Source organism: Xanthomonas sp. 3793, from assembly GCF_024806835.1.
GTDB lineage: Bacteria > Pseudomonadota > Gammaproteobacteria > Xanthomonadales > Xanthomonadaceae > Xanthomonas > Xanthomonas arboricola_F.
Genome location: NZ_JANTYU010000002.1, coordinates 822899 through 835674, shown reverse-complemented (window position 1 = coordinate 835674; position 12776 = coordinate 822899). Strand labels below are relative to the sequence as shown.

Here is a 12776-nt window from a genome sequence, read left to right as displayed (position 1 = left end):
CGGGACGGCGATCTGAGCCCGCAGAGTCCATCGCCAGCGGTCATGGTGCGCAGCGGCGGCACGCCGACGCAGCCGACCAGGCCAAAGCGCGGTGCGCGAGCTTGCCTGCGCAGCCCGCACCTGGATGAAGGCAGTCGACGCGGCTACCCAGAAACGTTGAGCCAGCACTGCGGCAGATGCCGCACCTGCCTCGCTCAGGACGACGGCCCCAACACCTCGTGCAATTTTCCACTGAACTCGCCCAGCGTAAACGGCTTGGCGATCATGCTCATGCCTTCGGCAAGAAATTCGCCGCGGTCGCGTGCGGTTTCCGCATAACCGGTCATGAAGATCACCGGCAGGTCGCGGCGCGACTGGCGCGCGATCTCGGCCAGTTGTCGCCCATTGAGCCCGGGCAGGCCGACGTCGGTGACCAGCAGGTCGATCCGTCGCTGCGATGCCAGGATCGGCAGCGCGGCGTCGGCATCGGCGACCACCTCCGCCTCATAACCCAACTCGCCAAGCAGCTCGGTCACCAGCAGGCGCACCTGTTCGTCGTCTTCCACCACCAGCACCTGCTGCCCCTGCCCGGCTACCACTGCTCCGATCTGGGGCCCGGTCGCCACGCTCTGCGCTTCCGCACCGGCCGGCAGATACAGGCTGACCGTGGTGCCTGCGCCCACCTGCGACTCCACCCAGACCTGTCCGTTGGACTGCTGCATGAAGCCATAGATCATCGACATGCCCAGGCCGGTGCCCTGCCCGATCGGCTTGGTGGTGTAAAACGGCTCGAACACGCGCTCCAGCACATCCGCCGGCATGCCGGTGCCGGTGTCGGCCACCGACACCACGACGTAATCGCCCGGCGCCAGGGTAATGCCGCGGCCAAGTTCGAGCCGGTGTTCGTCGACATGCAGATGCCGGGTAGCAATGCGCAACTGGCCGCCATCCGGCATGGCATCGCGGGCGTTGATGGCCAGGTTGATCAATGCGCTTTCCAGCTGGTTCTCGTCGACATACGCCTGCGGCAGCGCATCGCAAAGGTCCGCTTCCAGGCGCACCGACTCGCCCAGCGTGCGCGCCAGCAATTCCTGCAACGACAGCACCAGATCGTTCAACTGCAGATGCCGCGCCTGCAACGACTGCCGGCGCGAGAACGCCAGCAGGCGCTGGGTCAGTGCGGCCGCGCGCAAGGCCGACGCCGAGGCCACATCCAGAAACCGCCCAAGTCCCTCGGTGCGCCCCTGGTCGATACGCAGGCGCGCCAGATCCAGGGCAGACAGGATGCCGGTCAGCATGTTGTTGAAGTCGTGCGCAATGCCGCCGGTCAACTGGCCCACGGCTTCCATCTTCTGCGCCTGACGCAGCGCGGCCTCACTGGACTCGCGCGCCAGCATCTGCTGCTGCAGCTCGGCGGTGCGCTCGGCCACCTTGGCCTCCAGCACGTTGGCCTGCTCCTGGATCGATTCCATTGCCAATGCACGTGCGGTGATGTCGGTGGCAAATACATGAAACCCATCCACCTTGCCATCGGCATCCAGGCGCGGCATGTAGCGGATCTCTGCATCGCGGCGGCGTCCATCGGCATGCGGCCAGCTCGCTTCCACGGTCAACGCCTGGCCGGCCAGCGCTGCTTCGATCCAGGCGCGCCGCTCGGCCACGACCGCAGGCCCCATCACATCCACCAGCGGCCTTCCGATCACGTCCTGCGGCGGAATCCCGATCCAGTCTTCGTAAGAGCGATTGGCGAAGCGATACACCAGATGCTTGTCGATGAAGGCGATCAACACCGGCAACGCGTCGGTGACCCGGCGCAGCTCGGCTTCGCTCAACGCCAATGCGGCGCGGCCTTCGGCCAGCTCGGCCATCTGGTCGCGGATCACGAACTGTTTCTGTCGCGACCGCAACGCGTTGAAAATCGCGCTCAACAACGACGACGAACTCAGCGGCCGCTCCAGCTCGATGACATTGGTCATCTCGGCAGGCAAGCTCACCCGTCGACCGTGCTGGCTGCCGCGCGGCGCGCGCAACAGCACGAAGGGAATATCCGACCACGCCGCCTGACCCTGCAGGATCTGCTGCAACTGCTGCAGATCGCCGCGGACGGCTTCTTCGGTCAGCACCACCACGCCGGAACTGTCGAGCAGGTCGCCGGCCAGGGCCGCCAAGGCGCCATAGACCCGGCGCGTCAGCCCACGCTCACCAACGATGGCCGCAATACTCTCCGCATCGCGACCGAACGGCGCAATGATGTGGACGACCGAGCCATCCGCTTCACGGCTGGTCAAGCGCACGATCCAGCAACGGCGTGCCGTCTCCGACAAACTGCGGGGTGCCGGTCAGCACACCATGGAACTTCTCCAGCGGCTCGCTCAAATGCAGGCCGCTGCTATTGATGCGCATCTCGCGAATCGAATCCTCATGCGCGCCACTGCGGTTCTTGATCACCGACAGCGCCTTGCGGATCCGCCCTTGGGCTTCGAAGAAGCGGAACAAGATGACCGTATCGGCCATGTAGGAGATATTGAGATTGCCGGTCGACATCGTTCCCACCAGACCATGCTGCGGATTGATCAGGAACGTGGTCACGCCGCTCTGGTTCAGGTAGGACAGCAACTCGTGCATCTGCAGCATCAACTGCTTTTCCTGCGGCATCGACGACAGATAGCCGTTGAGGCTGTCGATCACCAGGATGCGGCAGTTGCGCATCTCCACGCTTTCGCGCACCGCCCAGGCGAACTCGCCGGGCGTCAGCTCGGACGGGTCCATCTGGTGCAGCTCCAGCATGCCCGAGGCCAGATGCTTGCGCAGATCCATGCCCAGGTTTTCGGCACGCGTCAACAACGTGCCGGTGCGCTCGTCGAACTGCAGCACGCAGCAATGCTCGCCTCGCTCGCAGGCCGCGCTGACATATTGCAGGGCGACATTGGTCTTGCCAGAGCCGGCAGGCCCGGTCAGCAAGGTGCTGGTGCCGCGCAAGGGGCCGCCGTGCAGCAGCGCATCGATACGTTCCACTCCGCTGGGCACCGCCTGGCCGACAAACGGGACGTGATGATCGGCCGCGATCAGGCGTGGATAGATCCGCATGCCACCGGTGACGATGGTGATGTCGTGATAGCCGGCAATGAAATTGACCCCGCGCAATTTCTGCACCTGCATGCGCCGGCGTGCTGCGCCGAAATCCAGCGTCATGCGTTCCAGCGAGATCACGCCGTGGCACAGGCTGTGCAGGTGCGCATCGCGCTGACCGTTCTCGTCGGTGAGGTCGTCGACCAGAAAGACGGTGATGTTGCGCGGTGCAAAGAACTGCTTCAGCGCCAGCACCTGCCGCCGGTAACGCAACGAATCCTGCGCCAACAGACGCAGTTCGGACAACGAGTCGAACACCACGCGGGTCGGCTTGACTCGATCGACCTCGGCCTGGATCAGCTTGATCGTGCCATCCAGTTCCATTTCCCACGGATGCAGGATGGACTGCTGGCGCCCGTCGCCGAGAAACGCTTCAGCCGAGGCCAGCTCGAAGATGTGCAAGGCTTTCAGCGACCATTCGTGCGAAGCGGCGACCTCGTTGAGCTCGTCGATGGTCTCGGACAAGGTGACATACAGGCAGCTTTCGCCCTTGGCTGCGCCATCGAGCAGGAACTGCAACGCCAGCGTGGTCTTGCCGGAGCCCGGCTGGCCTTCGAGCAGGTAGAGCCGGTTGGCCGGCAATCCTCCGCGGAGGATGGTGTCAAGCCCCGTCGTCCCGGTGGTGATGCGGTTTGCGATCATCGGCTTCACGTTTTTCATACCGTTAAGTTAACACGCGCCCGCGATCGCCCGCTGCCAACGACTGAACTGATCAGCTTGCCTGGCCTGACCCACCGTGCCCGCGGGCTGCCTTTCGTCGCGACAGCCGTCGCTATTTTCGCGGCGCGCCGTCTCGCAGGATCGGCACTATGCTGCGCGTCTTGCCGCCAGGTGTGACAACTCCGACACATTCGTCACGGGCGCACGCATAGCCTCGACAGTGAAGTAGGTCGCGTTGTTGCGATCGCTTGAGGATCGCGGTGAACGACGCACCATGTAACGCACGCATTCTGTTGGTAGAAGACGACGACGCCATTCGCGCGATGACTGCGGATATCCTCTGCGATGAGGGTTACCAGGTCGTGGTATCTGCCGACGCCGAACAGGCCATGGAGCAGCTCACCATGGCCTGCCCGTTCGACCTGCTGCTGTCCGATATCTGCCTGCCAGGCATGAACGGGCGCGACCTGGCAGACAATGCACGGCGCTTGTATCCCGCGCTGCCGATCATTTTCATGACCGGCTATGCAGGCGTCAGCGCCAAGCGCACGGATTTTCTCGATACCGGCATGCGCTTGCTGACCAAGCCGTTTTCATTGCGCGACTTGCTGGGCATCGTGGAGACGGCGCTGTAACCGGGCGCAGCCGCGGCGATCCCAAGCGCTGCAAGGCCAGCCCATAGCACGCGCTGGCCGGGCGATGGCAAGCACCGCACCTGGCGCTTGATACGGGCGTCAGCAGCCCGGCTGCCCGCCCGATGCCAGCGGCGGCGGTGCTGCCGACACTGCCGCCGCATCATGACAACTGCCGCGCCAGCAACTGCAACACGCGCAGCTTCAGCTCGGCCGCCAGGAACGGTTTGGTCAACACTTCCATGCCGTCGTCCAGCTGCCCAGCGCCTACTGCCGCGGTTGCCGCATAGCCGGTCACGAACAACACCGGCAGCGTTGGCCGGTATTGCCGGCCGGCATCGGCCACCTGGCGCCCGTTCAAGCCGCCGGTCAGGCCGACATCGGTGACCAACACATCGATCGGCTCCAACGAGCGCAAGCGCTCCACCGCGGCACTGCCTTCGGCCGCTTCGATGACGTGATAACCGGCCTCGGTGAGCACCTCGGAAATCAGGGTACGGATCGCGATTTCATCCTCCACCAGCAACACGGTGCAACTGCGTACGTCGGCGCACTGCAGCTGTTCCGGTGCTGCCACCGCATGGTCCTGCGCATGCGCGCCAGTGAACCGCGGCAGATACAGCGCCATGGTGGTGCCCACGCCCACTTCCGAATCGATACGCACATGGCCGCCGGACTGCCGAGTAAACCCGTAGATCATCGACAATCCCAGACCGGTGCCCTGCCCGATCGGTTTGGTGGTGAAAAACGGCTCGAACACCTTGGACATGACCTCGTCGGTCATGCCGGTGCCGGTGTCCTGCACGCTCAGGCAGACGTAATCGCCAGGCGGCAGATCCAGCGGCAGCGCGGCAGCCGAATCCAGCGAGCGATTGTGCAGGCTGATGGTGAGTTCGCCGCCGTCGGGCATGGCATCGCGCGCATTGATGCACAGATTGAGCAGCGCGTTCTCCAGCTGCGGCGCGTCCACCAGCACCTTCCACGGCTGCGGCGCCGGCGTCACCTGCAAGGTGATCGATGGCCCCAGTGTCCGCGAGATAATCTCGCGCATGCCGTGCACCAGGGCGTCCACTTCCAGGGCACTGGGGGCCAGCGTCTGCCGGCGCGAAAATGCCAGCAGGCGTTGCGTCAACGCAGTAGCGCGCGCGGCGCTTGTCTGCGCCATTTCCACATAGCGTTCCAGCCGGTCGTACTTGCCCTGCTCCACGCGTGCCTGCAGCAGCTCCAGCCCCACTGTGATGGAGGTCAGCAGATTGTTGAAGTCGTGCGCCAGGCCACCGGTGAGCTGCCCGACCGCTTCCATCTTTTGACTCTGGCGCAGTTTTTCTTCGGCCAGCAGCAACGCCGCACTCCGCTCGCGCACGCGTTCTTCCAGGGTCTCGGTCAGCAAGCGCAGTTGCTCTTCGGCCGCGCGTCTGTCGCTGACGTCCGAGGCGGTGCCGAACCACTCCTCGATCCCGCCCTGCGCATCCAGCAACGGCACTGCACGCAACAGCGTCCAGCGCACCCGCTGCTGTCTGTCGAGCACGCGCAGCTCCAGCTCCAGGGCAGCCTTGTCGCCGATCGCAGTATCGATGGCTTCCAGCAACGGTGCACGATCGTCCGGATGAATCCATTCCTGCTGCCAGTGCGCATTTGCCGGACGACCATCGTCCAGCAAGCCGTCGCCCGCATGCAGGCGCAACGCACTCCAGCTCGCAGTGGCGGAAAAGATCGCTTGCGACGACGCGCGTACCAAGGCGTCCAGCCGGCGCTCGCTTTTGATCAAGGCCTCGCTGGCCAGGCGCTCGGCGGTGCGGTCGCGCAGCACTTTGACAAAGCCGATCGCCGCGCCGGTTTCTTCGCGCAGCACCATCAGCGACCCATTGGCCCAGAACCGCTCGCCGGATTTGCGCATATGCCAGCGCTCGTCCATGCCGCTGCCGCTTTCCAGCGCTGCAGCGGCTTCGATGAGAATCTGGTGATTGGCCACATCTTCCGGAGTAAACGTGCGCTCCAGCGATTGCCCGAGCATCTCGGCCTCGGTCCAGCCCAGTATGCGGCGCGCACCTTCATTCCACGAGGTTACCCGGCCGCGCATGTCGGTGGCGATGATCGCGTAATCCATGACGCTATCGAGGATCTGCCGGTTGCGCACCTCCGCCTCGCGCACGGCGCGTTCCAGGCTGATGCGATCGGTGATGTCCAAGCCTTGCACGAAGATACCGGACACCGTGCCGTCGGCGCCGGCAATCGGTTGATACACCAGATCCAGCAGATGTCGCTCGGTCGGCCCGCCCGGCACTGCCTGGACGTCGTACACCAGCGCGTTGGCCGTGTACGCGCGCCCGGAGCGATACACCTCATCCAGATGGCGCAAGTGACCCTGCTCCAGCGCATCCGGCAACGCTTCGGCGAGCGGACGCCCGATCACGTCGCGGTGTCCGATCAGGCGCGAATAACAGGGGTTGGCAAACTCCACACGATGCTGCGGTCCGCTCAAAAACGCCATGAACATCGGCGCCTGCTCGAACAAGCGGATCAAGCGCTCATGCTCGTCGGCCAACCGCGTCTGCGCCAGCTTGCGCGCAGTCACCTCGTTGGTCACGCAGAACGCGCCGCCGATACTGCCATCGTCCAGATAGATCGGCGAAAACGAAAACGTCCACCAGGTGTCTTCCGGCACACCGTAGCGGTTCATGGCGATCGGCACTTCCTCAAAGCGCGAGGCGCTCCCGGCAAACGCCGCCTCGATCGGCGCACGCACCGCCTCCCAGGCATCGGCCCACAGCTCGCGCAGCGGCGCGCCCAGCGCATACGGCTGACGCGGCCCGAGGATAGGCGCATACGCATCGTTGTAGAAAAACGTCAGTGCCTCGCCCCATACCACGTACATGCTCTCTGGCGAGGTGAGCATCAGGCTGACCGCGTTGCGCAACGGCGACGGCCACTGCTCGCTCGGCCCCAACGGCGTGCCAGCCCAGTCGTATGCACGTACCGCCTGCGCCATGGCGCTGTCGCCATACGGAAATGCAGCGATCATGCCGCGCGCATCCGCACGGCCACGCCATGCAGGTCGCCTGCACAAGGCAAGTGTGTCGCCGCACCGTCTACGCCCTGATGATTGTTCACCCATCCGTGCATCTGTGCCAAACCGTTATTAAAGAGCCCGAGACCGCGCGGCGCATCGCCAGGAAGCACGATCGACCGCCCACACCACTGTCATCATCCAACGCGCGGCAGGCGGCGTCCATACAGCCACTCGCTGCCATGGCGCCACGGTACTGCGCCGCGTGTGAGGACGTGGGTTAGCCGAGGGCGACGTGGTGCGCGACTGCCAGCCCGCGCCGCGCGGCGGGCCTGTCCGCCGTGCGGATCGCCTGCGTGGCGCCCTCAAGTCCCTAGTGCACCTCACCCGTCCATTGCTCGCGACGTTTCCTCGGCGCCTTCAAGATCGGAAGGTGTCGGTTGTCCTTGGCATGCTTGACCGCTCCGGGTGCGGCATGGGAGAGCCGCTGATCGGCGCCCGGCTGCGGGGCCCTTGCCCGCCCACCGCTACGGGACATGGCGTGAGTCCGCCATGGAGCTCTCAAGCGCCGAAGCCAACGGAAGCAGCATGTTCGCGACGACTCGCTGGATCAGCAACGGCCGCGCCGCCGCCCGGGGTGCGTGCCGACAGACGCATCGCGCCGCTGTGCTGGGAATCAGGACGCGTATATCAAATATGCACGCGACACCTACCGCAGGAACTACCGCAAACCATGCCTGCGTCGCCGCCGCCACTGCATCGGCGCCCTGCAGGGCCCCGTTCGCCATCTTGCTGCGCACGTCCAACGTCGCCCGCTCGATCCCATGCATGCGCATCCGCAGCGCGATCCAACGGCGCCTGAATGCCGGATGCGCGGTGCGTACAGTTCCAGTGGATGAGGTCGCTAACGGACGAGGCGATACACGATTGGGGTAGCAACGCAGCCCTGTCGGAGGCCTCCCTGCTGCCCCGCATCCCTGCCCATGCCGGGATTCCCCCCGCCCTCCGGATCACCGATCTCCTCCTTATGCACACCCTCTCCGACCTGCGCATTGGCCAACGCCTGTCCCTCGGCTTTCTCGCGATCATCATCCTGATGGTGATCCTTACCGTGGTGGGCATCCAGCGCGTGCGCAGCATCGACCGGCAATTGACCGCCATCAATGAAGTCAACAGCGTCAAGCAACGGTACGCAATCAATTTCCGTGGCAGTGTGCATGACCGCGCAATCGCCTTGCGCGATGTCGTGCTGATGGATGCGCCGGCTGACCGCCGCACTGCGGAGCAATCGATCGACAAGCTGGCCGCCGATTATGCCCGCTCCGCCCAGCCGCTCGACGACATGATCGCCGCCTCCACAGACGCGCAGGAAAAAACAATCCTGCAACAGATCAAATCCATCGAGCAGCGCACCCTGCCATTGATCGCACAGGTGCGCGCATTGCGCGACGCGTCGGACCGGCCGCATGCCGAACAACGCTTGCTGCAGGAAGCACGCCCGGCCTTCATCGATTGGCTGGCCAGCATCAACGCCTTCATCGATCTGCAAGAGCACAAGAACCGCCAAGCCGCCACGCAGGCCGTCGCCACCGCACGTGGCTTCGCCATGCTGATGGTGATCTCCACCGTCATCGCACTGCTGCTGGGTGCAGCGATTGCCTTGCTGCTCACCCGCAGCGTCGTACTACCCTTGCGCCTGTCACTGCAACTGGCCGAGCGCATCAGCGCAGGCGACCTCGGCACGGCCGATACCACGGCAGGCAAGGACGAATCCGGCCAGCTATTGCGTGCCATGCAGCAGATGCAGCGCCGCCTGCGCGATGTCATATCGGCGCAACGCACCATGGCGGCGCGTCACGACGCCGGCCAGATCAGCTATCGCACCGACGCGCAGCAATTTCCTGGCGAGTACGCGCACATGGTGCAGGACACCAACGCGCTGGTGCACGCGCATGTGCAGACCCAGTTGCGCATGACCGAGGTCATGGGACGCTATGCAATCGGTGACCTGACTCCGGAAATCGAACACTACCCCGGCGAAAAAGCCGCCATCACCACCACCATGCAGCAGGTCAAGCAGAACCTGCGCGCCATCAACGCACAAATCCACGCACTGACCCAGGCCGCATGTGCTGGCGACTTCGCGCTGCGCGGTCAACCTGAAAAGTTCGAACATGATTTCCGCCTGATGGTGGACAACCTCAACACCATGATGGCCACCGCCGACAGCAACCTGGCCAAGTTCTCCGAGCTGCTGCGCGCCATCGCCGACGGCGACCTGACCGTGCGTATGTCCGGCAACTTCCATGGCGTGTTCGCCGCCATGCGCGACGATGCCAACAGCACCGTGCATCGCCTGACAGACATCGTCAGCCAGATACAAACGACCTCCAACAGCATCGGATTTGCTGCCGAGGACATCGCCAGCGGCAATCAGGAACTGGCGCGCCGCAGCGAACAACAGGCCGCCAATCTCGAAGAAACCGCAGCCTCGATGGAAGAGCTGACCTCCACCGTCAAGCAGAACGCCGAGCACGCCGGCCGCGCCAACCAGCTCGCACGCGGCGCCGCCACCATCGCGTCGGAAGGACGCGATGTGGTCGGCCAGGTGATCGACACCATGTCCGGGATCGAAGCATCGTCCAGGCGTATCGCCGACATCATCTCGGTCATCGACGGTATCGCTTTCCAGACCAATATTCTGGCGTTGAATGCAGCGGTCGAGGCCGCACGCGCCGGCGAACAAGGCCGAGGCTTTGCCGTCGTCGCCTCCGAAGTACGTACCCTCTCGCATCGCTCATCCGATGCCGCCAAGGAAATCAAACGCCTGATCGACGATTCAGTACAGCGCGTGACCGATGGCTCGGCCCTGGTGCACAAGGCCGGCACCACCATGGGCGAAGTCGTCACCAGCGTGCAGCACGTCACCGACATCATGGGCCAGATCTCCGCCGCCTCGCTGGAACAGGCCGGCGGCATCGAACAGGTGAATCAGACCATCGCCCAGATGGACGAAACCACCCAGCAAAACGTGCGCCTGGTCGAGGCCGCAAGCACCGCCGCGCGTGCGCTGGAAGACCATTCCGTGGAACTGACCCGCGCAGTGGACGTGTTCAAGGTCAAGGCGACGGTGATGTGAGCACGGGGGCCCACATGCCGACCCTCGTTCGCACCCAACGTTGGGACTCGCTAGAGAAAAGCCGCCGAGGTTTGAATAAAGGTCTGCCGCTTGATGGCTTGCACTACAGCTGACGAATAGAGTGGGAAGTGAAGTAACGCCCCTAACCCACTTGTCGATTCCCCGCAATTCAATTCCAGCCAAAATTAGAGGTCAGCGGTTGATGTTGATCACGGAACTCAGCGGGCGTTAGTGCGTCCAAGCTGTCGTGCGGGATCTGCTGGTTGTAGTCGGCCAGCCAGTGTTCGGTCTGTTGCGGACCTCGCTCAGCGTGCGGAAGAGATGCATGTCTAGCACGTCACGCCTGTAGCTGCCGTTGAAGCGTTCGATGAAACCGTTTTGCATCGGACGGCTCGATGAAGTCCAAGGCGATACCCTTGCGCTCAGCCTACTCGGCTAAGGCCAACGCGACAAGTTCCGGTCCGTTGTCCAAGCGTAGCTTGTTCGGATAGCCGAGCCAGGCCGCGATGCGTTCCAACGCGCGGATGACGCGGGCGGCCGGAAGATTCAAGTCAACTTCGATCGCCAAGGCTTCCCGACTGAAATCGTCGATGACATTGAACGTGCGGAAGCGTCCACCATCCCATAGCGCATCAGATATGAAGTCGATCGACCATCCGGCATTGGGACGTGCTCCGCATGCCAACGGTTGTGGATGGCGCGTGGGGACCCGGCGCCTGCTGCGACGACGCTGATTGAGCTTCATCAGGCAATACACGCGCCAGACCCTCTTGTGATTCCACGCATGTCCGCGACGGCGGATGATCTGAAGAGCTTTCCAAAACCACGCTCGGGAAAGCGCTCGGCCAATTCGGACAACAGCGCAATGACTTCCTCGTCGCGATCGGGACGACGCCGATAGCGCGCTGTCGAGCGCGCTACACCAAGCGCTGAGCAAGCCCGACGCTCGCTCCAGCCATGCTGCTCGACGAGCCAGGCAAGGAGCGGGCGCTTATGCGCCGGGTCTACAGCTTTTTTGCGATCAGATCCTTCAACGCATGGTTCTCCATCGCCAACTCGGCATACATCCGCTTGAGTTTGGCGTGCTCGGCTTCAACATCACGCAGCCGCTGCACGTCGGAGGCTTCCATGCCACCGTACTTGGACTTCCAGACGTAGTACGTCGCATCAGAAATGCCCAACTCACGGCAAACATCCTTGACCTGTCTTCCGGCCTCAACCTGCTTCAACGTCGTAACGATCTGGCTCTCGGTGAATTTGCTCTTGCGCATCGTTGGTCTCCTCGGTGGCTAGTGTGCCCGGAGACCTCTAACTATGGATGGACCAATTTTACGGGGAGCTGACAAAGTCACCGACGTCCAGAACTTCGAACTCACCGGCTGCGTTGAAGCCGAAGGCGCCGAGGGCTACCGCTGCGACACGAGTGGCAAGGTGGCGATCGATATCGGTGGCCGCCAAGTGCCAATCCCCGTGAGCAAGAACTTGAGGTATGCCAAGGAATCCGGCACCTGGAGGGCCTACGCCAAATGAATACCGAATCGAATCCAATGGCAGGGGCGTCAGTCGGCGCCGTGGGAGGGCTCGGTGGGGACGGCGCACTACGCGCCGCTCACAAGAAAGTCCTGACGCCGCACACGCGCTTCTTCCGGTGGTTCTCGCTCAGCCTGCTCTTCCTGGGCCCACTCGGCTTCATCATGGGGCCGTTGATGGCGCGCCGGGGTCTGCAGAAGGCGGAGCGGCTCTACCCTCAAGAGGCCTACGCGGCTCGGCAGAGGGATCAGGGCTTTAACTGGGGCCAGTGGTGGGTGATGACCCCGCTGACCGTGATGGGAGCTTTTTGGGTCTACTCGGTGATGAGTGGACTGCCCATGGTATTGCTGGTGCTGTTGTTGCAAGTCAATTGAGGATTGGGCTCTTCACCACCGTTCCGACTTTTCTTACGTGTTTCGCAATAGCGAGAGCGCCACTTAATTACACCTTACGACCTCGTTACCACCGCTGATCTCTCAAAGGGAGCGAATCCATAAAAGAATACTTTCCAGCCATTTGTCGGATTAAATATATTATTGTGAGAAAAAAACCTAATGGCCAAAGAAAAATAATCAAAATAAAAGTAAAACGATGCAGCCATTCCATATACCATACTTGCAATAACAATACGCTCATCGCACCCGGCACAAAACCCAGTAGCGCAACTAAACAAATTAACCAAAACAACTTTGGCTTATTG

The 12776-nt window shown here is 63.1% G+C and carries 6 protein-coding genes and 2 pseudogenes; 4 read left to right on the top strand and 4 right to left on the bottom strand.

The genetic code is table 11. From position 1 onward, the window contains the following. Positions 1-194: 194 nt before the first annotated feature. Positions 195-2267, bottom strand: a complete 2073-nt coding sequence (locus tag FHY18_RS09870) for a PAS domain-containing sensor histidine kinase (protein ID WP_259153786.1) — start codon at positions 2265-2267, stop codon at positions 195-197. Further along, entirely contained in the window at positions 2254-3768 is a 1515-nt protein-coding gene (locus FHY18_RS09865; protein WP_259153785.1) for an ATPase domain-containing protein, read from the bottom strand. The genes FHY18_RS09870 and FHY18_RS09865 overlap by 14 nt, the downstream gene beginning before the upstream one ends. 290 nt (positions 3769-4058) lie before the next feature. Between FHY18_RS09865 and FHY18_RS09860 the strand changes: the two genes are divergently transcribed. Beyond that, positions 4059-4403 carry a response regulator gene (locus FHY18_RS09860; protein WP_259154017.1) on the top strand — a complete coding sequence of 115 codons (345 nt, stop codon included), beginning with the start codon at positions 4059-4061 and terminating at the stop codon, positions 4401-4403. A 160-nt stretch (positions 4404-4563) separates the two neighbouring features. On the opposite strand, the gene FHY18_RS09855 is transcribed toward FHY18_RS09860, so the two are convergent. Further along, positions 4564-7422, bottom strand: a complete 2859-nt coding sequence (locus FHY18_RS09855) for a PAS domain-containing protein (RefSeq protein ID WP_259153784.1) — start codon at positions 7420-7422, stop codon at positions 4564-4566. A 1012-nt stretch (positions 7423-8434) separates the two neighbouring features. On the opposite strand from FHY18_RS09855, the gene FHY18_RS09850 reads away from it, so the two are divergent. Next, complete coding sequence (locus FHY18_RS09850) at positions 8435-10546, top strand: methyl-accepting chemotaxis protein (RefSeq protein ID WP_259153783.1); 2112 nt, start codon at positions 8435-8437, stop codon at positions 10544-10546. A gap of 169 nt (positions 10547-10715) precedes the next feature. On the opposite strand, the pseudogene FHY18_RS09845 reads toward FHY18_RS09850, so the two are convergent. After that, positions 10716-11817, bottom strand: a pseudogene (locus tag FHY18_RS09845) (IS3 family transposase). A gap of 55 nt (positions 11818-11872) precedes the next feature. Between FHY18_RS09845 and FHY18_RS09840 the strand changes: the two are divergent. Beyond that, positions 11873-12076 (top strand): annotated as a pseudogene (locus FHY18_RS09840) (hypothetical protein); the annotation flags it as partial. After that, positions 12073-12450 carry a hypothetical protein gene (locus FHY18_RS09835; RefSeq protein ID WP_259153782.1) on the top strand — a complete coding sequence of 126 codons (378 nt, stop codon included), beginning with the start codon at positions 12073-12075 and terminating at the stop codon, positions 12448-12450. The pseudogene FHY18_RS09840 and the gene FHY18_RS09835, both read left to right, overlap by 4 nt. The last annotated feature ends 326 nt before the right edge of the window (positions 12451-12776 follow it).

What these genes read in the sequence shown, in the direction of transcription:
- FHY18_RS09865 (WP_259153785.1), bottom strand. Translation starts at nt 3,768, where the DNA reads ATGAAAAACGTGAAGCCGATGATCGCAAACCGCATCACCACCGGGACG.
- FHY18_RS09855 (WP_259153784.1), bottom strand. Translation starts at nt 7,422, where the DNA reads ATGATCGCTGCATTTCCGTATGGCGACAGCGCCATGGCGCAGGCGGTA.
- FHY18_RS09850 (WP_259153783.1), top strand. Translation starts at nt 8,435, where the DNA reads ATGCACACCCTCTCCGACCTGCGCATTGGCCAACGCCTGTCCCTCGGC.
- FHY18_RS09835 (WP_259153782.1), top strand. Translation starts at nt 12,073, where the DNA reads ATGAATACCGAATCGAATCCAATGGCAGGGGCGTCAGTCGGCGCCGTG.